This window comes from Chryseobacterium sp. FH2, assembly GCF_001045455.1.
In the GTDB taxonomy this organism is placed as follows: Bacteria; Bacteroidota; Bacteroidia; order Flavobacteriales; family Weeksellaceae; genus Chryseobacterium.
Genome location: NZ_LFNE01000010.1, coordinates 42,172 through 64,243 on the forward strand (window position 1 = coordinate 42,172; position 22,072 = coordinate 64,243).

The 22,072-nt window shown below is 34.4% G+C and carries 19 protein-coding genes and 1 riboswitch; of the genes, 14 read left to right on the top strand and 5 right to left on the bottom strand.

What is annotated here, in order from left to right; translation table 11 throughout:
- Positions 1-84: 84 nt before the first annotated feature.
- The gene (locus ACM39_RS14655) at positions 85-1,692 is read right to left on the bottom strand and encodes a CTP synthase (protein WP_048511804.1); all 1,608 of its coding nucleotides are present in this window, start codon (positions 1,690-1,692) and stop codon (positions 85-87) included.
- Between the two features lie 339 nt (positions 1,693-2,031).
- On the bottom strand, positions 2,032-2,604 hold the full coding sequence (locus ACM39_RS14660; protein ID WP_048511805.1) for a YceI family protein: 573 nt from the start codon (positions 2,602-2,604) through the stop codon (positions 2,032-2,034).
- Positions 2,605-2,730: 126 nt separating this feature from the next.
- Here ACM39_RS14660 and radA point away from each other — a divergent pair, with 126 nt between their 5' ends.
- Both radA and ACM39_RS14670 read left to right on the top strand, forming a co-directional pair.
- Complete coding sequence (gene radA / locus ACM39_RS14665; RefSeq protein WP_048511806.1) at positions 2,731-4,083, top strand: DNA repair protein RadA; 1,353 nt, start codon at positions 2,731-2,733, stop codon at positions 4,081-4,083.
- Between the two features lie 94 nt (positions 4,084-4,177).
- Positions 4,178-4,771, top strand: a complete 594-nt coding sequence (locus ACM39_RS14670) for an ACP phosphodiesterase (protein ID WP_048511807.1) — start codon at positions 4,178-4,180, stop codon at positions 4,769-4,771.
- 43 nt (positions 4,772-4,814) lie between these two features.
- Here the strand turns inward: ACM39_RS14670 and ACM39_RS14675 are convergent, their stop codons facing one another.
- Positions 4,815-5,339: a DUF6702 family protein gene (locus tag ACM39_RS14675; RefSeq protein WP_048511808.1), complete on the bottom strand. Its 525-nt coding sequence runs from the start codon at positions 5,337-5,339 to the stop codon at positions 4,815-4,817.
- 84 nt (positions 5,340-5,423) lie between these two features.
- On the bottom strand, positions 5,424-8,654 hold the full coding sequence (locus ACM39_RS14680; RefSeq protein WP_048511809.1) for a S8 family peptidase: 3,231 nt from the start codon (positions 8,652-8,654) through the stop codon (positions 5,424-5,426).
- Between the two features lie 149 nt (positions 8,655-8,803).
- On the opposite strand from ACM39_RS14680, the gene ACM39_RS14685 reads away from it, so the two are divergent.
- The 12 genes from ACM39_RS14685 to ACM39_RS14745 all read left to right on the top strand — a co-directional run bounded on the left by ACM39_RS14685 (position 8,804) and on the right by ACM39_RS14745 (position 21,451).
- Positions 8,804-9,382 carry a HupE/UreJ family protein gene (locus ACM39_RS14685; RefSeq protein WP_048511810.1) on the top strand — a complete coding sequence of 193 codons (579 nt, stop codon included), beginning with the start codon at positions 8,804-8,806 and terminating at the stop codon, positions 9,380-9,382.
- A 65-nt stretch (positions 9,383-9,447) separates the two neighbouring features.
- Positions 9,448-11,826, top strand: coding sequence for a M1 family metallopeptidase (locus ACM39_RS14690; RefSeq protein WP_048511811.1), 2,379 nt, complete (start codon positions 9,448-9,450; stop codon positions 11,824-11,826).
- A gap of 82 nt (positions 11,827-11,908) precedes the next feature.
- A complete protein-coding gene (locus ACM39_RS14695) occupies positions 11,909-12,796 on the top strand; it encodes a hypothetical protein (RefSeq protein ID WP_048511812.1) in 888 nt (295 codons plus the stop codon).
- A gap of 149 nt (positions 12,797-12,945) precedes the next feature.
- Positions 12,946-13,224 (top strand): co-chaperone GroES, encoded by a 279-nt coding sequence (gene groES, locus ACM39_RS14700; protein ID WP_039369684.1) that lies wholly within the window; start codon positions 12,946-12,948, stop codon positions 13,222-13,224.
- 94 nt (positions 13,225-13,318) lie between these two features.
- The gene (gene groL, locus ACM39_RS14705; RefSeq protein ID WP_048511813.1) at positions 13,319-14,944 is read left to right on the top strand and encodes a chaperonin GroEL; all 1,626 of its coding nucleotides are present in this window, start codon (positions 13,319-13,321) and stop codon (positions 14,942-14,944) included.
- Positions 14,945-15,648: 704 nt separating this feature from the next.
- Positions 15,649-15,972 carry a hypothetical protein gene (locus ACM39_RS14715; RefSeq protein WP_048511815.1) on the top strand — a complete coding sequence of 108 codons (324 nt, stop codon included), beginning with the start codon at positions 15,649-15,651 and terminating at the stop codon, positions 15,970-15,972.
- Positions 15,973-16,082: 110 nt separating this feature from the next.
- Positions 16,083-17,009, top strand: coding sequence for a Kelch repeat-containing protein (locus ACM39_RS14720; RefSeq protein ID WP_131701467.1), 927 nt, complete (start codon positions 16,083-16,085; stop codon positions 17,007-17,009).
- A 162-nt stretch (positions 17,010-17,171) separates the two neighbouring features.
- Positions 17,172-17,594, top strand: a complete 423-nt coding sequence (gene arr, locus ACM39_RS14725; RefSeq protein ID WP_048511817.1) for an NAD(+)--rifampin ADP-ribosyltransferase — start codon at positions 17,172-17,174, stop codon at positions 17,592-17,594.
- 60 nt (positions 17,595-17,654) lie between these two features.
- Positions 17,655-18,092 (top strand): DUF1801 domain-containing protein, encoded by a 438-nt coding sequence (locus ACM39_RS14730; protein WP_048511818.1) that lies wholly within the window; start codon positions 17,655-17,657, stop codon positions 18,090-18,092.
- 132 nt (positions 18,093-18,224) lie between these two features.
- Positions 18,225-18,350, top strand: a riboswitch (FMN riboswitch).
- Between the two features lie 92 nt (positions 18,351-18,442).
- Positions 18,443-19,087, top strand: coding sequence for a 3,4-dihydroxy-2-butanone-4-phosphate synthase (gene ribB / locus ACM39_RS14735; RefSeq protein ID WP_048511819.1), 645 nt, complete (start codon positions 18,443-18,445; stop codon positions 19,085-19,087).
- Between the two features lie 204 nt (positions 19,088-19,291).
- On the top strand, positions 19,292-20,047 hold the full coding sequence (locus ACM39_RS14740; RefSeq protein WP_048511986.1) for a DUF3575 domain-containing protein: 756 nt from the start codon (positions 19,292-19,294) through the stop codon (positions 20,045-20,047).
- A gap of 111 nt (positions 20,048-20,158) precedes the next feature.
- Positions 20,159-21,451 (top strand): MFS transporter, encoded by a 1,293-nt coding sequence (locus ACM39_RS14745; RefSeq protein ID WP_048511820.1) that lies wholly within the window; start codon positions 20,159-20,161, stop codon positions 21,449-21,451.
- 64 nt (positions 21,452-21,515) lie between these two features.
- Here the strand turns inward: ACM39_RS14745 and ACM39_RS14750 are convergent, their stop codons facing one another.
- Positions 21,516-21,728 (bottom strand): hypothetical protein, encoded by a 213-nt coding sequence (locus ACM39_RS14750; protein ID WP_048511821.1) that lies wholly within the window; start codon positions 21,726-21,728, stop codon positions 21,516-21,518.
- Between the last annotated feature and the right edge of the window lie 344 nt (positions 21,729-22,072).

The window sequence follows — 22,072 nt, forward strand, 5'->3', positions numbered from 1 at the left end:
CTATAATATATTACTATATAATAAACTCAAGCTGATAATAATCAACCTGAGTTTATATATAACGTTTGTAATTAAAAAATTACCTTATTTCTTTTCGCAAGCATTAATAAAAGCTCTGAATAACGGATGCGGTGTTGCAACTGTACTTTTATATTCCGGGTGGTACTGTACTCCAACATAAAACGGGTGTCCCGGCATTTCCAATGCCTCCACCAATCCTGTCTCAGGATTTGTACCTGTAGCCAAGAAACCATTTTTCTCAAATTCAGTTAAATAATCACTATTAAACTCATATCTGTGGCGGTGTCTTTCAGAAATACTTTTGCTTCCGTAGATTTCAGAAAGCTTAGAACCGTTTTTCACAGCGCACTTCCAGGCCCCAAGACGCATTGTTCCCCCTTTATCTACTACATTTTTCTGCTCTTCCATTAATGAAATTACAGGATCCGGAGTAGATGTATCAAATTCTACAGAGTTTGCTTTTGAATACCCTAAAATATTTCTGGCAAATTCGATAGTCATAATCTGCATTCCTAAACAAATCCCCAACATCGGAATTTTATTTTCTCTTGCATATTGAGCAGTAAGCACTTTACCTTCAATTCCTCTATCGCCAAAACCCGGAGCGATAAGGATTCCGTCCACATTTTTTAAAGTATCTTTAATGTTTTCAGCCGTGATATCACCACTGTAAACCCATCTTACCTTTACCTCAGTTTCCAAATCAGCGCCTGCGTGCTTGAAAGCTTCAGCGATTGAAATATATGAATCCTGCAGGGAAACATATTTCCCAACCAAGGCAATCTCAACATTCTTTTTAGGATTTTGGAATTTTTTTAGAAAGTTTTTCCAGTCTTTAAGATCAGCATCTTTATCACTTTTCAGATCCAATTCTTTTAAAACTACATCATCAAAGTTCTGTTTTTGAAGGTACATCGGAACTTCGTAAATTGTTTCCAAATCTTTACATTCAATTACATTATCCAAAGGAACATTACAGAATTGAGCCAGTTTTGCTCTCTGATCTTTCGGAATTTTATGTTCCGTTCTGCAAACTAAAACATCCGCCATGATTCCGCTTTCCATCAATTGACGAACAGAATGCTGAGAAGGTTTTGTTTTTAATTCCCCACTTGAAGCCAGATACGGCAGCAAAGTCAGGTGAATCACCATAGAATTTTTCTCACCTAATTCCCATTTCAACTGACGAACAGTTTCTATGTAAGGTAAAGATTCAATATCCCCTACAGTTCCCCCGATCTCAGTAATAATAATATCGTAGTTCTGCTTAGATAGAATTTTAATTCTACGTTTGATTTCGTTAGTAATATGAGGAATTACCTGAACTGTTTTTCCAAGGAAATCTCCTTTTCTTTCTTTTTCTATTACAGTTTGGTAGATTTTTCCTGTTGTAACGTTGTTGTTTTGGGAAGTAGGAGCATCAAGATAACGCTCGTAGTGACCTAAATCCAGATCCGTCTCCGCACCATCTTCGGTTACATAGCATTCTCCGTGTTCATAAGGATTCAATGTCCCTGGGTCGATATTGATATAAGGATCCAATTTTTGAATCGTTACATTAAAGCCGCGTGATTTTAGTAGAAGTCCCAGAGAAGCAGAAACGATTCCCTTTCCCAAAGATGAAGTTACACCTCCTGTCACAAAGATGTACTTTGTATTCTTTTTACTCATTAGATTAGGTTTGTGCAAAGTTATGGGAAAAAGAAATACAAAGCAATTTTGTTGGGGATTTTAAATTTCAGATTGATGAAATTAAACCTTTTGATTACTTATTACACGCTCGCTGATCAGAGTGATTTACCAAATTTTTGCGCTTAAAATTAATCTTTAAAATCTGCGAGAATTAAAATTTAATAAAAAAATTAATTTACAGATACTTCCTTCGCCAAAATGACAAATTGAAGAGCAAAGATCACTTAATAAATTTCTTTGCCTTTTTGCTTTTATAAAAAACAAAAAAGGTTCTCAAAAAATTGAAAACCCTTTCCTAAACCAAATTATATATGAAAACTATTGCTTAATTAACTCAAAATATAAGTTAACGTCAACGTCTTTTGCTACACCTGCCCCCGTTGGATCATATTTAATATTATAATCTAAACGATTTACTTTAAATGCTGTTTGGAAGCCTAAAACTTCTTTACCTTGTTGGTTTTTAGTAGTCCCCCCGAAAGTTACCGGTACACTGATATCTTTGGTAACATCTTTGATAGTCAGTTTTCCTTTAAGAATGTAAGTATTTTTAGCCTTATCTTTAGTGATTGAAGTACTTTGAAATCTCATTTCAGGATAGGTTTCAACATCGAAAAAGTCAGGGCTTTTCAAATGCTTATCTCTCATCTCAACGCCTGTGTTTACAGAGTTTACATCTGCTGTAAATTCAAAAGTTGCATTATCAAGATCGTTAGTCTTGGTAACCACTTTCCCTGTAAAATTATCAAATCGGCCTTGTACAAAACTGATTCCCATATGCTTAATATTGAAATTCACAGATGAATGCATGGGATCTACTGCCCAACCCGTCTGTGCAAAACCTATGACGCTTAATAAAGCAAAAACGAAAGTTAAAAATACTTTTTTCATTGTTATATATTTATTTTCTTTATTCACCAAAGGTAAACGATATCATATAGAATCATATTGATCTATGTTATCTTTTATCTGTATCTGAAAATTTCTTAATGCTAAGTTTTTTCATAATTTTACATCATGGCAAAATTAAAAACAGCATATTTCTGTCAAAACTGTGGAACTCAATATCCTCAATGGATGGGACAATGTAAAAATTGTGGAGAATGGAATACTTTGGTGGAAGAAGTCGTAGAAAAAACAACCTCACATAAAACTCCTCCTTTTTCAAAATCAAAACAACATGTTATCAATATTATTGAAGTTGAAACCAGCGAAGAACCTCGTATAAAAACACCATCTGAAGAGCTCAATCGAGTTTTGGGAGGCGGAATTGTTTTAGGCTCTGTCACGTTGATTGGCGGTGAACCCGGAATCGGAAAATCTACTCTTCTACTCCAGCTTGCTTTGAAAATGAAGAAAAAAATCTTCTATGTTTCAGGTGAAGAGAGCGCTTCCCAGATTAAAATGAGAGCTGATAGATTAACGGATATTCAAAATCCAAACTGTTTTCTTTTTACCGAAACTTCTTTAGAAAAGATTCTCCATGAAGCAAAAAAATTAGAACCCGATTTTATCATTATAGATTCTATACAGACTTTACAATCTCAATTAATAGAAAGCTCGCCCGGAACTGTTTCCCAAATCCGCGAATGTTCGAATGAGATTATAAAATATGCCAAAGAAAATAGTGTTCCTGTTTTTTTAGTAGGGCACATTACAAAAGACGGACAAATCGCAGGGCCAAAAGTTTTAGAACATATGGTAGATGTGGTTTTAAATTTCGACGGCGACAGAAACCACCTTTTCAGATTATTGAGGGCAAATAAAAACCGTTTTGGATCTACCTCAGAGATTGGGATTTATGAAATGATTTCTCAAGGTTTAAAAGAGATTAAAAATCCTTCTGAAATTTTAATTACAAAAAAATTCGAGGAACTTTCCGGAAATTCTATTGCGGTAACTTTAGAAGGAAACCGGCCGATGCTTTTGGAAATTCAGGCTTTGGTAAGTACGGCTGTTTATGGTACTCCGCAAAGGAGCTGTACGGGATTTGATTCAAAAAGACTGAATATGCTTTTGGCTGTTTTGGAAAAAAGAGCAGGTTTTCAGCTAGGCTCAAAAGACGTATTTTTAAATATCACAGGAGGCATAAAAACGGATGATCCTGCTTTAGATTTAGCAGTAATTGCTTCCGTACTTTCTTCCAATGAAGATATTGCTATTTCTGAACACTTCTGCTTCGCAGGAGAGATTGGCTTGAGCGGAGAAATTCGCCCTGTTGCACAAATCGAACAAAGAATTACAGAAGCAGAAAAGCTGGGTTACGAGAAAATTTTCGTTTCTAATCTTAATAAAATCCCGAAGAGAAAATTCGGAATCATCATTGAAGAGGTCAGCAAAATTGAAGATTTCCACGAAAGACTTTTCTAGAGTGAATGATAAATATTATTTGGCAAGTAAATAGCTAATGGAAAAACAAAACTGAACGACTGGCTATTGCTATTTTTTTCATAACTTTATAGAGATGAATTATCTGGCGCACTCTTTCCTTACTTTTACTGGCGGACAAATTGTTGGTCAGTTTTTGGAAGATTTTATCCGAAACCGGGACCGCTTTTCCTTTCCGAAAGACATTCAGGATGGGATAACCTTACACAGAGCAATTGATACTTTTACAGATGCTCATCCAGCTATTCATGAAGCAAAAAAAGTTTTTGCGCCTTTGGTAAGATTATACGCAGGAGCTTTTGTAGATGTTGCTATGGATTATTTTGTAGCCAATGATTTATCCCTAAATTCTTTAGCAGAGTGGAAAGCACATTCATTACGGGTTTATCGGGTTTTGAACGAAAATGAAAAATGGCTTCCTGAAAATTTTAAAATGATGCTGAAAAAAATGGAAGAGGATGATTGGTTATATAATTATAGAGAAGACTGGGCCATTAAATTCAGCATGAGAAATGTTTTAAACAAAGCTAAATATTTAGATAAAGATATTCCGGTTTTTGAAGCTTTTTTGGGAAACAAAGATATTCTTCAGAAATACTATGATGATTTCTTTCCTGATCTTTTGGCACACACTAATGGAATCAATACCCTCTTACAATTAGAAAACTAATGCAAAAATATTTAGTTTTAGCTATCAAAACGGATATGAAATATTAAAACTGCTGGTACAAATAACGGTTAGGATATGTCATTTTTTCACTTTTCCTTTCTCCATTTACAATAATATGTACAATGTTTATCTGGTCATCAAACAGATTATACAAAAAACTTACCGCAGCTTCTATTTTTTTTGGATTATCAACAACTTCCGATTCTAGGAAAACATTTACAGATTCGCTATCCTCCTGATATCCAATGTAGTTAACTTTCAAAAACTTATTATTTGTTTTAAGCTTAAAATATTCTGAAGAATAATCTTTTAAAGCATCATTCAACCTTGATTTATAGTTAATATCATTAAAATGAAAAGGTTTCGAATATTTTTTATTCAGAGCATTTTCCAAATCATCAAGAAAAAAACGTCCTGTAATCTCAAATGTTTTTGTTTTCGAATTATAATTAATTTCTAGAGAGCCAACATGATAAGGATGAAATTCTTTTGCAGAAACAAAAGTCTGAAACCCCAGCGATAACACTAAAAAAATGGCGAAAAAATATTTTTTTAAAACTAAAAGCATTCCTAATAATATTTAAAACAAATATAAAAAAAGTGACAGTCAAACCACTGCCACTTTATGAATCATATTTTAATTTTTAATGTATTATTCTTTAATTACCTTTTTAACAATTTTTGTTTTATTATCTAAAGTAATATCAAAAAGATAAGTTCCTTTAACCAAACCGGATACGTCAACTTTATCCTTAGAATTAACACTCATTGTATTTACTAATTTTCCAGATGCATCAATAATAGTAATTGTAGCTTTAGACGCTTTTCCAAGATCAACACTTACATACATTTTAGCAGGATTCGGATAGATATTCACTCCTGAATCTGCTTTAATATCATTAGTCCCTAAAGCAGTAGAATTAGTTTTTACAAAATATCCACCAAAGCCTGTTGTCTGGAAAGTAACTTCCCAATATTGATAGGTAGCATTCCATACAATATCAGCTGCATTTGGTGTAATAGTGGTTGCAGAACCTCCATAAGAAGCTACTGTTCCCGTATTGCTTGCACTTGTTCCTGCATATTTTTCAATGATGAGGTTCGCTTTATTGGCATTATCCGTACTCGAAGTTGGCAATTTTACAGTACTTGTCATATTATAAGCATCAAATTCTGCTTGTTTGAAATATAATGTAATTTTTCCTGTTGCTGTAGTTGCATTTGCATCAGGGTTGATCTCATATCTTCTTGAGACGTAATTTGGTTGTGCATTATCCACCCAAACTTTTGAAGTAACATTTCCAGCAACCGTGCTTGCTGTTTCTTTTTCCACTCTCGTAATAAACTGGCAAGCATTTGTAAAATAATTATATCCGTTTGCAACTGCTAAAACTTTATTTTGATTTGAAGTGGCCAGATTTTTCACCTCAGCGATATTCTCATAAACAGTTGCTCTCATTTTTAAATCAAATGTTCTATCGGTCCAAACTGTTCCATCTGTAGACGTTTTTGAACGTCCGCTTGGTGATATTGGTTCATTTTTCATAGAAATTCTGCCATTAAGGCCATTTACTACAATATAGAAATCTTTCCCTGTAGCCACCTGAACATTTAAATCTGATAAATCAATATAATTCCAAGTAAATCTTTGAATATCATTCACCCAAGAAGAAACTGTTTTTGTAGCAACAATATCTCCAGGATTACCATTCGCATCTACTTTTCTAACCTGAATATTTACTGCCATATCATTCGGAATCACAGTAGTTCCTGTTGCAAAAGAAACCGCTCCTAATCTACCGGTTAATGTAGGTGTATAACGAACTGCTAAAGCTGTATTTTCAAAATAAGAGTTAGCTTCCGTATTTGCTATTACAAAAGGCTCATCGTACGTAACTGTCTCAAAATTAGATTTTACACAGCCCAACTCATCAGTAACAGCCTTATAAATATCTAGTTTTCCATATCCCCATCTTGAATTCGGAATAGTTCCTGTTGCTTCATCTTGTCTTGCATTTGCGGTCAGTCGGGATTTTACCTGTGCGGCCGTCAATGTAGGATTAGCCTGAAGCAGCAATGCTACAGCTCCCGCAACACCAGGAGAAGACATACTCGTTCCCTGATTCTTCACATAATAATTAGTATCGTTAATGATATCCGAAGCTGCCGGAACTGAATTACTTGATCTTACAGAAATAACATTTTGTCCTGATGCCGTAATATCAGGTTTCTGAAAACCATCAGCTCTTGGTCCTTGCGAACTAAATGTTGAAATAGACTCTTGCGGAGTAAGTGTATAATAACCACCTGCAGCAGTATACCAACTAGCTCTCCCCATATACGAAGCAACAGTAATAGCATTTGAAGCATTACCTGGTGAACCTACAATATATTCATTATCCCCATTTTGTAACACTGTTGCAACTCCTTGAGAATAAAGCCAGCCATGGAAAGTGGTCGCTTGAGTACCATTATTAGTAATTTCTAAAGTATATGTTCCCTGAGTATTTGTTGTAGAACCTGCAGGCCTTGATACAATAAGCTGTACAAATCTGTTTCCGTTATTAGTATATGTATAATTATACATTGTTGCAGTCAATCCTCCTCCTAAAATATTATGAGTTGTATTTGTGCTTATATTCTGAATATATTGCTGCCCGTCAGGAGCTGTAAGCTTAGCCGTTACCGGGCCGTCATTATTAGCAAACATCAAAAAAGCAAAAGCGGTTGCTGCTGTTGTATTGCTACCTACAGTAAAAGTATAAGTGCCTGAAGCATTTGCTCCAAGATCCAATTTTCTGTGAAGATTACTTCCATATTCGTTTCCAGCAGATATCACTACCACTCTACCTGGTCCTGATGTGGTAAAATCATTTACAGCCGTTTCATGAGTTTCAGTTCCGTCATGCGCACTTCCTTGCCCTCCGATACTCATATTTACAACGATTGGCTTATTTAAAGCTGTTGCAACATTTTTAAAATATGTTAAGGCATTAATTGTATTTGTAGTAGGAAAAGAACCATTCCCCCCTTTCACAAAAACAATATCTGCATCCGAGGCAAATCCTTTATGCCTTTTGTCGGCAAATCCCATCCCATTTCCGGCAGCAGTACCAGTAACATGCGATCCATGACCGTTAGTATCATTTTCACGAACAAAATTTGCAGGAGTTCCGTCTAATTCATCTTCAATCTGAGCTCTTGTATATTCTACACCTGTTGCAAATCCCGCAGGAGGTGCTTCTGAACCCTGAGCCGTCAAAGTTTGATCCCAAATAGAAACAATTCTACTTTTAGTTTGATCTGTTGCATTTCTAAAATCTGGATGCTTCCAGTCTATACCAGTATCATAAACACCAACCAAAACTCCTGTTCCATTATAAGATGTATTATTAAAAACACCAGACTGTAATAAACTTGCACCAGATTGTGCTCTTGCTACATCGTTATGAAGCTCATCAAATGTTGGTCCCATTATAGAAGTAACATATGGCAGCTTCAAAAGCTTTTCTATGTCATCAATGCTCACTAGAGCTGTTGCAAAAGTGGGTAATTGACTTTGAACCAAAATACCGTCGGATTTTAATTTTTCTGGAGTTTTCGTATATATAATACATGAATACATTGTCTGAGCCCCTTTAGAAGTCACAACAAGGTGTTTATCAAGTTTTAAATCAGAACGTTCAAAATCTTTTATCGCATTTTCAGTAACTATTTTATCCTTATTTTGAAGCAAAATTTCAAATCTGGCATCTAATTTTTGTACTTGTGCAGAAAAAGTATAAGAATACAATCCTAAAAAAGCGGCGGCGGCATTACGAAGAATTTTCGCTCCTTCATAAGGAATGTTTACTTTTGTAAAGAGTAATTTTTTTATATCCATTGTAAACAGTTTTAAGTTTACAATTATACGATTTTTATTTAAAATTACTTTACCCTATCATATTATTAACATTCAGAATAGTAAGTATAATAAAATACTATAATTAACATCATTTAATGCAATAATTAAAATTTAAAAATGAGAATCAAATGCAGGACTTTCTATTTTATCTAAATCTTGGCTGGGAACATATTATTTCACTGGATGCGCTGGATCATCAGCTTTTCGTACTGGCTTTGATTGCGGTTTATTCATACAATGACTGGAAAAAAGTCTTGATTCTTATTACAGCCTTTACCATCGGGCATTCTGTTACTTTAGCTTTAAGCATTTTAGATATTATAAGAATCAATTCGGCATGGGTAGAGTTTCTAATTCCGTTGACTATCGTCATTACTTCTTTAGATAATATTTTGATGAAGAATAAAAAACAAACTCTGATGCGGGCCAATTATTATTTAGCTTTAGTTTTTGGTCTTATTCACGGAATGGGTTTTGCCAATACAGCCAGAGTGATGATTGCAAAAAATCAAAGTATTGCTATTCCGCTTTTAGGGTTTAATATCGGGCTGGAATTGGGGCAAGTTGTGATTGTTTTCGCGATATTAATTCTACTTTTCATACTCCTGAATATTGTCAAGATTAATAAAAAAGACTGGATATTATTTGTTTCCTCAGGTGTTTTTGCTTTATCATTAAAAATGACCTTGGAAAGAATTCCATTTTAGGCTGAAACATTTTCAACTTTTCAACTACTTATTATTATATTTGATAATTCTTAAATGATTGGGTCATGAAATTAAAAGTAACCGCACTTTCGGTTTTATTATATGCTGGGGCATCTGCTCAAAATATTCAAAACAATCCGGGAAGTAATCACGGAAATAAATTTGAGCAATTAGGGACAATACTTCCGACTCCCAATATGTACAGGACAGCTTCCGGAGCTCCCGGACACGGATATTGGCAAAACAGAGCCGACTATGATATCACAGCTTATCTGGATGAGGACAAAAGAAATCTGAAAGGCTCCGAAACAGTTACTTACTACAATAATTCACCGGATGATTTAGACTACATCTGGCTTCAACTGGATGAAAACCAACAATCGAGTGTAAAAAACGCAGATTATCAGAATTCGTCTATTATCCCAAAAACTACAACAGATCAACATTTAAAAATTACAGAACTTCCAGCAAAGGATGACGGTTATGGTGTAAACCTTGAAAAAGTAACAGACGCATCCGGAAATCCTTTAAAATATACGGTCAACAAAACGATGATGCGTATTGATTTGCCTAAAGTTCTGAAAAAAGGTGAAAAATTTATATTTAAAATCAACTGGAATTATAATATTCCGAATAGAATCATAAAAGGTGGTCGTGGAGGTTATGAAAACTTTTCTGAAGATGGAAATGACCTTTATACTATGACACAATGGTACCCCAGAATGTGTGTCTATAGCGATTTTCAAGGGTGGCAGAATCACCAGTTTACAGGAAGAGGCGAATTTGCGTTGGTTTTCGGAAACTTTAAAGTTTCCATGAACGTTCCTGCAGATCATATTGTAGGTGGAACGGGTGAATGTAAAAATTACGATCAAGTTTTAAATTCAGACCAATTAGCAAGATACAGAAAAGCAGAAAATGCTGCCGAACCAATTGAAATTGTAACTTTAGATGAAGCTAAAAAAGCAGAAAAAAATCATTCAAAACAAAGGAAAACATGGAATTTCGAAGCGAATGATGTGAGAGATTTTGCCTGGACTTCTTCAAGAAAATTCGTTTGGGACGGAATGCGCGTAACCATTCCTGAGAACAATAATAAAGTAATGGCAATGAGCTTCTACCCAAAAGAAGCTTACGGATTGTATAGAAACTATTCAACAAAAGCGATTGCTCATACCATTAAAACATATTCAGAGTTTACAATACCTTACCCCTACCCTGTTGCTCAGTCTGTAGAAGCAGCAAACGGAATGGAATATCCTATGATTTGTTTCAACTTCGGAAGAACCGAAAAAGACGGGACTTATTCGGAAGGCACAAAAAACGGAATGATTGGTGTAATTATTCATGAAGTAGGACACAACTTCTTCCCGATGATTGTAAATTCAGACGAAAGACAGTGGAGCTGGATGGATGAAGGTTTAAATACATTTACAGAATATCTTACCGAAGAAAAATGGGACAACAAATTCCCATCAAAAAGAGGTCCGGCCTGGACGATTGTTGATTACATGAAACTTCCGAAAGATCAATTGGAACCTATCATGACAAACTCTGAAAATATTGTTCAGTTTGGCCCAAATGCCTATTCAAAACCGGCAACAGGATTGAATATTCTTCGTGAAACCATTATGGGAAGGGAACTTTTTGACAAAGCCTTTAAAACCTATGCTAAAAGATGGGCATTCAAACACCCTGAACCTGCAGATTTTTTCAGAACAATGGAAGATGCAAGCGGTGAAGACCTGGACTGGTTCTGGAGAGGCTGGTTCTACGGAACGGATCCTGTGGATATTGCCATTGATAAGGTAACGGTTGCAACGCCTGATTTAGATGCAGTACCGGTTGTAAAAGAAGAAACATATAATGTTGAGAAGCCTTTGCAAAATGAGTTTGAAGATATTTCAAAAATCAGAAACAGAGAAGATAAAAATATTACTTTCGATGTGGAGAAAGATAAAAGTCTTCAGGATTTTTATTATAGATACGACAGAGGTCAGGAAAAAGTTGACACCAACAGAACCTATACTTTAAAGAAAGAAGAAAATACTGCTTTAGACTCTAAAGACAAGAGTAAATTTAAAAGCATCACTGCTTACCAGGTTGATTTTGTAAACAAAGGCGGTTTGGTAATGCCTATTATTCTTGAATTTACTTTTGAAGACGGTACAAAACTTCGTGATAAATCTTCTGCTCAAATCTGGAGATTAAACGAGCAAAAAGTTTCCAAAACGTTTTATTTTGATAAAAAATTAAAATCAATACAGCTTGATCCGATGAGAGAAACGGCTGATATTGATACTTCAAACAATTTCTGGAGTAATGACGGAAGCTCTTCTCCCACTTCAAAATTCCAATTATTTAAGCAAAAACAAAACGGCCCCGTAAGAGGTGGGTCAAACGGAAAAGTAAACCCGATGCAGGCCGCAGGAAAGAAAAGCTAAAAAATATAACTTCTAAAAAAAGTATTCAGAATCTGGATACTTTTTTTTTAGATTTGCCATTTATAAAAAACTTTAAAAATCCATGAAAAAACTTAGTGCTTTATTGCTGTTCGTCTTTTCAGCGCACAGCTTTTTTGCTCAATCTTTACAATTTTATACCGGAAAAAGAGATTTTCTTCCTATCGAAATTCTGATGGAAGACGGCAGTACGAAAAAGGGATTTGCCCAGGATTTTATGCTTCCGGATGTTGCCACTTTCAGCTTTATGGGAAAAGGTGCAAAGAATGCTAATTTAGACAGAAAAGAAGTAAAATTTAAAACATCAAAAAGCGATACCGAAGTGCAATCTATTCCTGTTTCAGATATAAAAAGTCTTATTTATACAAATGAAGAGACACTGGAAACATTTCAATTAGACAAACGTCTTGTTAAGGAAATAAATAATGATCTGGAAATGGAATCAGAAGGAACAGTATTAATGCTTCCCCTGATGGAAAAAGGTCCAATCAACCTGTATGGCTATAGAAGTATGATGTGTAAATCAGATTTTGGAGATAATTTTTCTTCAGGGTTTAATGGAAACGAAGACAATTGCCAACTGACGTATGTAATGATTTATTTAAGCAAATCAAACGAAACTTTTGCCATTGCACCGGTAGACTACAGCTCACTAAGCCCTTTAGCATTATTCAACTTAAAAACATTATATAAAAAATTTTATAAAGCTTACGAAATTGTAGGAGCCGACTGCCCTGAATTTCTGAAAAAAGTAGATGAAGCAAGACAAAACGATTATTTTTCCAATAAAACTTTTAAAGAAAACAAGAGAGCAACAGATGATGAAAGAAAAGCTTTGCTTAAAGGAAAAAAAGGTGCTGAAGCTTCAAGAATCAATATGAAATACAGAACAGAATTATACACAAAAATGTATAAAAAGCTGATTGACGATTATCAGCAGTCCTGTAAATAACTAAAATTTAAAAGTCGCCTGTTTTTCATGTGACTTTTTTCTGCCAAAATTTCACATCATAAAATAAAAGTCTGCCAAAAATTTCTTTTCAACCCGTTGGCATACATTTAGAGAATTACAACACAGAATAATTAAAAATTAAATATATTATGTCAGTAAACTTTAAACCATTAGCAGACAGAGTTTTGGTAGAACCAATCGCTGCAGAAACTAAAACAGCTTCAGGTATTATTATTCCGGACACCGCTAAAGAAAAACCGCAAGAAGGTACGGTAGTAGCAGTAGGTCCCGGAAAAAAAGATGAGCCTACAACTGTGAAAGTAGGTGACAAAGTTCTTTATGGAAAATATTCAGGTTCTGAATTGAAATTAGAAGGAAAAGATTATTTAATTGTAAAAGAAGGAGACCTTTTAGGAATCATCGGTTAATTTGTAAAAAGTAAAATGTATTCATGTAAAATGACTTCATGAATATAAAATTCATTAATACATTGTACAAAGTACATTAATACAATAAAAAATTATGGCAAAAGAAATAAAATTCGATATTGAATCAAGAGACGCTTTAAAAAGAGGGGTTGATGCATTAGCTAATGCAGTAAAAGTAACATTAGGACCAAAAGGTAGAAATGTAGTAATCGAAAAATCTTTCGGTGCACCTCACGTAACTAAAGATGGTGTTTCTGTAGCAAAAGAAATCGAACTTGAAGACAGAGTAGAAAATATGGGAGCGCAAATGGTAAAAGAAGTGGCTTCCAAAACCAATGATATTGCAGGAGACGGTACTACTACTGCTACTGTATTGGCACAGGCTATCGTAAGAGAAGGGCTTAAGAACGTAGCTGCAGGTGCAAACCCAATGGATTTGAAAAGAGGAATTGACAAAGCAGTAACTGCAGTTGTTGAAAACTTAAAATCACAGTCTAAAACTGTTGGAGATTCTACAGAAATGGTAAAACAGGTTGCTTCTGTTTCTGCTAACAATGACGAAACTATCGGTGCTTTGATTGCTGAAGCTTTTGGAAAAGTAGGAAAAGAAGGTGTTATCACGGTAGAAGAAGCCAAAGGTATTGATACAACAGTAGATGTTGTAGAAGGTATGCAGTTTGACAGAGGTTACCAGTCACCATATTTCGTGACCAACCCTGAGAAAATGTTGGCTGAACTAGAAAATCCATATATCCTTTTAGTTGAGAAAAAAATCTCTTCTATGAAAGAATTGCTTCCTGTTCTTGAACCAATTGCACAAGGAGGTAAATCTCTATTAATTATTTCTGAAGAAGTGGAAGGTGAAGCTTTGGCAACTTTAGTAGTAAATAAATTAAGAGGTTCTCTTAAAATTGCTGCTGTGAAAGCTCCGGGATTCGGAGACAGAAGAAAAGCAATGTTGGAAGATATCGCAATCCTTACAGGAGGAACGGTTATTTCCGAAGAGCAAGGTTTCACAATGGAAAACATTACAATGGATATGTTGGGAACTGCTGAGAAAGTATCTATCGATAAAGACAACACAACTATTGTAAACGGTGGTGGTGAAGAAAGCAAAATCAAAGGAAGAGTAGCTCAAATCAAAGCTCAGATGGAAACATCTACTTCTGATTACGATAAAGAAAAATTGCAGGAGAGATTGGCTAAATTAGCAGGTGGTGTTGCAGTTCTTTACGTAGGTGCAGCTTCTGAAGTTGAAATGAAGGAGAAAAAAGACAGAGTTGATGATGCCCTTCACGCTACAAGAGCAGCTGTTGAAGAAGGTATCGTTGCAGGTGGTGGTGTTGCTTTGGTAAGAGCTATCGCAGCTTTAGAAGATCTTACAGGTATCAATTCTGATGAATCTACAGGTATCAAAATTGTAAAAAGAGCTATCGAAGAGCCATTGAGACAAATCGTTGCTAATGCCGGAGGTGAAGGTTCTGTAATCGTTGCTAAAGTTGCGGAAGGAAGCGGAGACTTCGGATACAACGCTAAAACTGACGAGTATGTAAACATGCTTGAAGCAGGTATCATCGACCCTACTAAAGTAACAAGAGTTGCTCTTGAAAACGCAGCTTCTGTTTCAGGAATGCTTTTAACAACTGAATGTGTAATCACTGAAGTGAAAAAAGACGAACCAGCTATGCCAATGGGTGGTGGAATGCCAGGAATGATGTAACAGCATGTCACTGAGACAATTTAATATATTAACCGTTCTGCTTTTGTGGAGCGGTTTTTTTAATAAAAGTTAATTTAAATAACTTACAAAAAGAACTAAAAAATATTCATCAAGAGATTTTAGTTTTTATAAATGATTTTGAAAATAATGTAAAAGATTTTAGAGAAACAATTAGAAATAACTTTACTCATAACACAGATCCTTTTAATCAATACTTTTTAATTACTCTTGATGGAGAGAAAAGTATGGGTATTGACTACCCAGAAACATTATCAAACGATGAATTTTATTCTGAATTAATCAGAATATTTAAAAGTTTGAGTGAATATATTGAAAATTTACATCCAATATTGGATCAATAATCACTTGTTCTCCACAGCTCCAACAAATAATTTCACACCATTAATTTTTATGAGTAAAAGAAAAAGTCGAACAGCAATTTATAGAACAACTAGATGGGCATTTAAATCGTATTCTCTCAAATTCTATATAAAAAATGTTAAAACAAAGCTAAATAGTTATAATAATACATCTCATAAAGATCAGTTCAAATTAATCGAAAACGAACTTAGAAAATTAGAAAGTATTTTTTATTCACAAACAAATAACAGAGATAAAATAAATAAAAACTCTATGAATGCTTTAAAAAATATTTTCTTCAGAAAAAAAGGATCAATAAATTTTCAAATAATATAAAATACTACTTGGCAATTGCAAAAAATCAAAATATACAGATATCTTTAAATCATTATATCCAAGAAGGATATTTTAAAGCAGAATATAAAGATAAAAACAAAGTTGGAGATATTTTAACAAAGAAAGAATTAGTTGACACAATTGAATTATATAATTTTTTATCTTTTTTCAATGAATCTATTAGTAGTGAATTCTATATCATCATAAAAGAAATATTTAATAAAAATAAAAAGCGAAAAAAACTACTTATTGAAAATAAAAGAAGATACAAATTTTATTGTGAGTTTAATGACAAAGAATTTAAGTTGGCTGACTATCTAAAAAGGTATTAAGCTATTGTATTCACATTAGCGTAAATACCTTATTTCCCACTCGTACCTACAATAAAAACTCAATTACAATCCACTATTTTCCCTATCTTTAAAACAAAATCCCATCACTATTGAAAACAAAACTATTCCTCCTTTCACTTTTCAGCTTATGCTTAACTCATGCACAAACCCTAAATTTTAAACATCTTGCGGATATGTCTATGGGCAGAGGAGCTACAAGCAGTGTCATTGTAGATGAGAATATCTATGTGAGCAATGGTTATAAAAGCACTGATGGTAACGCAAACTTTATTGAGAAATATAGTATTAAAGATAACCGTTGGAGCATAATCAGCCCTACTCTGCTTCCCAAAAGATTCGCCAATTCAGAGACTTACAATAATAAAATTTATATTTTTAACGGTTGGGGAAATAGCCATCTTGAAATTGTAGACCTTGAAACTCATAAAATAACGAAGGGAGCTGTCAATCGTGCCTACACAGGAAATGCCGGTTCTGCGATCTATAACGGGAAAATATATGTGTTCGGCGGCAGCGGACTAAACAATGCAGCAACCACCGTATTTTCTAACAGATTTCAATACTATGATATTGCTTCCAATACATGGAATCCATTACCCGATATGCCCACAGCCAGAGAAACAAAAGGCAAAATTGTGAATGATAAATTGTATGTCATTGGTGGTTTTAATGGTACATCATCCCGTTTGGTCAATGTTTATGACCTCAACAAAAATCTTTGGACTGAGCAATATACGATGCCTGTTGGGATATCCGGTCATTCATTAGCGGTATCCGGCAATAAGATTTTTATTGCAGGAGGTTATAATAATCAAACTTTTCTGGCTTATTTTGATACAGAAACCAATAAGTTACATCAGCTATCATCCAATATGATTCCTCGAAGACACGCTGCTTCGGAAATTTATAACAATAAATTATACATCATGGGTGGAAGTACAACGTCATCAACCAAATCAGCTATTAAAAGCATTCAGGTTGCCGATATTAGCGAAGCAACTCTTTCCACTGAATAATCTGAAATCAGTGAAAAACATCTTGAACCATTAAAAACCAAAATGAAAAATAATGGCAAGACATTTCTTTACGAATATTCATAATCTATCCTCAGGGCGGTTTTTCTATTCAAAAACAAATTCCTAAGTTTACAAGTCCTGAATTTTTCAAAAAAACTCACAATGGAAAATAAAAAAGATGAAGTTCTAGACAACGGCCCATTCTACCACGGAACCAAAGCAGACCTTAAAATCGGAGACTTACTCACCGCAGGATTTGGCTCAAATTATTATCCGGAAATCATCATGAATCACATTTATTTTACAGCTTTACAAAATGGAGCAGGACTTGCTGCTGCATTGGCAAAAGGAGATGGAGATGAGCGTATTTATATCGTAGAACCAACCGGAAATTTCGAAAACGATCCTAATGTAACCGATAAAAAATTTCCTGGAAATCCCACAAGATCATATCGAAGCACAGAACCTTTAAAAGCTGTAGGAGAAGTTACCGACTGGATAAAATTAACAGATGAAGAGCTCCAAAATTGGAAAGAACGAATCGCAAAAATTCGAGAAAATCCGGATGCTGAAATTATTAATTAGTTTTAATATAGATTATTTTAGTTTATTCCTACAAAATGTCATCAATACAATTTAATCATCATGGCTAAAAACAAAACCACCGAAACAACAGTCAGCGTAGCAGATTTCATCAACTCTTACGTAGAAAAAGATGAGAAAAAAGCAGACAGTTTTGAATTAATTAAATTAATGAGCGATTGGTCAGGATTTGAACCTAAAATGTGGGGACCAACCATCATCGGATTCGGCAGCTATCATTATAAATATGAAAGTGGACACGAAGGCGATATGCCTTTAATTGGGTTTTCTCCACGTAAAGCAGAATTTTCATTATATGTTTACTCGCCAACGAAAGAAAGCGAACCTTTATTGAATGAGTTGGGAAAATTTAAAATGGGTAAAGCCTGTATTTATGTTAAAAAACTTTCTGAGATTAATATTGAAACTTTAGAAAAAATCTGCAAAGCAACGATTGCTTATTTAAATGAAAATCATGAATGCGCTTGCAGAGAAAAATAATGCAAACTTATTATTCATAAATTTCTTCTCCATTCCAAAAAACTTCCCGAAATTTGTCATCTGTGCGTTAAATAAAAAAAATTAATGAATTAAAAATTTAGATTAAACAAACATACAGTAAAACTTAGTATAAGTTTTCTTCGGGGCAGGGTGCAATTCCCTACCGGCGGTTACAGTCCGCGACTCCTTTCTTTTGAAGGGACTGATTTGGTGAAATTCCAAAACCGACAGTTACAGTCTGGATGGGAGAAGAAAATGAAACAATCAGTGAGGCTATTTCGATGGACTCATTGTGTTGTATTTCATTTCCATGTACCGAAGTGTATTTTAACTTTCAAAAGTAAAATAACATGGAAAAATTATTAGAAAAATTCGGGGTTACTCCGAAAGAACGTGTAGAAAAAGCACTTCTAACCTTACAACAGGGAAAAGGCATCCTTTTAGTAGACGATGAAGACCGTGAAAACGAAGGCGACATCATCTTTCCAGCCTCAACTATCACAGAAAAAGACATGGCGCTTTTAATCCGCGAATGCAGCGGAATCGTTTGCTTATGCATCTCGGAAGAGAAAAGCAAACACCTGAATCTTCGTCCAATGGTGGAGAATAACAATTCAAAAAATCAGACGGCATTTACCATTTCTATTGAAGCTAAAGAAGGTGTGGAATCAGGAGTTTCTGCAAAAGACCGCGTAACAACTATCAGAACAGCAATTGCAGAAGATGCCTTGGCAGAAAACATCGCCAGCCCGGGACACGTTTTCCCTTTAATCGCCAGAAAAGATGGTGTTTTCGAAAGGCGCGGGCATACGGAAGGCAGTGTGGATTTGGTAAAATTAGCCAACCTTGGCGAGGATGCTGTTCTTTGTGAACTGACCAATGAAGACGGATCTATGGCAAAGCTTCCCGAAATCGTAGATTTTGCGGAGAAAAAAAATATGACCGTTGTGACGATTGAAGACATTTATGATTATCGCAAAATGAGACATAGTTAAAAAATATAAATTTAGCGCACAGAAACAGCCGTCCGATTATTCCGGACGGTTTTTTTATTTTTTAATACCTATTCATAATTAATATTTAATTATTATTCTGAATCAAAATCAAGAATTAAATCCATTTTATACTGATTTTTTGCCCGTTTTTTGATATCATTTCAAAACACCAGTCACTTAATGTTTAATGAAAATTTAAAAATCATGAAAAAATATTTCATTATAATTATCTCTCTTCTCTTTACTGAAATTAATGCTCAGGAAGCCGCCCATACTATTTCTTCAGATAAGATGAATATTGTGAAAACAAACGTCACAGGATATGTATTGAGAAATATTAATTTATCTTACGAAAGAGCTTTTAATCAATGGTTTTCCCTGAATATAGGATTTGGAACAATGACTGAAGGAAAAGTTCCTTTTATTAATACTTTTTTAAGCGATGCAGATGAAAAAAGATTTGAAAATCTCAGAGTAAAAGCTACTAACTTTACGATTGAACCTCGTTTTTATATTGGAAAAGGCTATGGAAAAGGGTTTTATTTTGCACCATATTACCGATACTCCAAAGTCTCTTCCAATACATTTGATTTTTATTATGATTATAAGGCCCCAAATGAAACTACCTATCAAATTCCGTTGAAAGGGAACGGAAGTACAAATGGAAACAGTGCCGGATTAATGATAGGAGTACAGCTTTTCCTTACAAAAAGTCAGAATTTTGTCTTGGATTTCTGGATTGCGGGTGCACATTACGGAAGTGGAAAAGGAGATTTCATTATGACCAGCAATCATATTTTAACTCCTGAAATGCAGGCTCAGCTGAAACAGGAAATAGAAAACTTAGATATCCCTTTTGTTGATTACACAGTGGAAACTAATACCAATGGAGCCAAAATAAAAATAGACGGACCTTGGGCAGGCTTTAGAAGCGGGCTTTCAATGGGATACAGATTTTAATTTTAAGTTCTTACTTTTAGGATAGTTTTTAATATAAATTTCATACGATTTGATACTGCTAAGAAATATATTCACTTTTATCTGTTTCAAAAAAAATGATATCTTTCCCTTATGAATTCATCACAAATTACGACTGTCCAAAGAATTAAAGCAATTGTTGGCGGCTCTATAGGAAATTTGGTAGAATGGTATGACTGGTATGCCTACGCAGCCTTTTCTATCTATTTTTCAAATTCTTTTTTCCCGGAATCAGATTTTAATGCACAATTAATGAATACTGCGGGCATATTTTTTGTCGGATTCCTAATGCGTCCCATTGGAGGGTGGATGTTTGGAAGTATTGCCGATAAAATCGGAAGAAAAAGAGCAATGACACTCTCTGTCTTACTGATGTCTTTCGGTTCTTTACTCATTGCACTTACCCCAACATATGACACAATAGGCATTATTGCACCTGCATTATTGCTTATCGCGAGGTTACTACAGGGATTAAGCGTTGGTGGAGAATACGGCGTTTCAGCTACTTATCTCAGCGAAATGGCAACACAAGACAGAAGAGGATTTTATTCTAGCTTTCAATATGTAACGTTAATTGGAGGTCAGCTGATTGCTTTAGGAATTCAGTTGATCTTACAAAAACTAATATTAACAGAAACCCAACTGGAAAACTGGGGCTGGAGAATTCCTTTTGTTATCGGAGCTATTCTTTCTGTGATTGCTTTATATTTAAGATCGAATCTTCATGAGACCGAAGCTTTTGAAAATAAAAAAGAAGTGAGTGAAAAGAAAAAAGGAAGTATCAAAGAGCTTCTTAAATATCCAAAATCTCTGCTTACGGTCGTAGGATTAACACTCGGAGGGACTCTGGCTTTCTATACTTATACGACTTATATGCAGAAATTCCTGGTGAATACTGTTCATCTCACCAAAGAACAATCTACTTTAATTTCATTTGTTTCATTACTAACATTTGCAGGATTGCAGCCCGTTTTTGGAGGACTTTCTGATAAAATAGGAAGAAGGCCTTTACTTTTAGGCTTCGGAATTTTAGGAACAATTTTTACGATTCCATTACTTACTGCTTTAAGCCACACAACGTCAATGTGGGCGGCTTTCTTTCTGATTATGGCAGCATTAATTATCGTGAGCGGATACACTTCCATTAATGCTATCGTAAAAGCGGAACTTTTCCCGTCTGAAGTGCGTGCTTTAGGAGTAGGTTTGCCTTATGCCTTAACTGTAGCGATATTTGGAGGGAGTGCCGAATATATTGCATTATGGCTTAAAAAATTTGGTGCTGAACATTATTTTTACTGGTACATTACTGCATGCATACTATTTTCTTTGCTGGTGTATATACAAATGAAGGACACCAAAGAAACTTCAGCTTTAGATAAAGATTAGTCATTTGATATTCTGATGATAAAAGATTAGGCCTCAGACTTTGTCTGAGGCCTAATCTTTTATTTTAATGGTAAGCCTGTCTAAACTTTTCAACCATACTGTCTAAGTTATGACGCTGAACATACACTGTTTTCACATCTTGATATCTCGGAGACTTGTAGAAGACCTCATGGAAATCCATGCTTCCATTTCCTACTTTCACAATTTTCTGCACATCAATATTCAACTTTTTCAATTCTTCTCTGAAAACCTGGAATTCGTCTTGTATATTATTCATCTGTTAAATTTGGATTTTTAGTTAAAAAAACAACATTTAAAATCAACACCCTCCCATTTTCATGGGGTAGTGATTAATTTTACACTAAAATTAGTGAATTTATCAATATAAACATAACATTTAATTAAAAATTCGCTAATAAATTTAAAATAATAAAACAATTCAATATCATTTACGCATATTTATTACATTTCGTGTTGACAAAGATTATTAAAATCTTTATAATCATGCATATCAAAGTACTTCCCAGTTATTAATTTTAAACTTATTTATCTCGAAAATGCGAACTTTAAATATTCAGACTTTAACCTATCTGATATTTTTTCATCTTATCTAAAAAATTA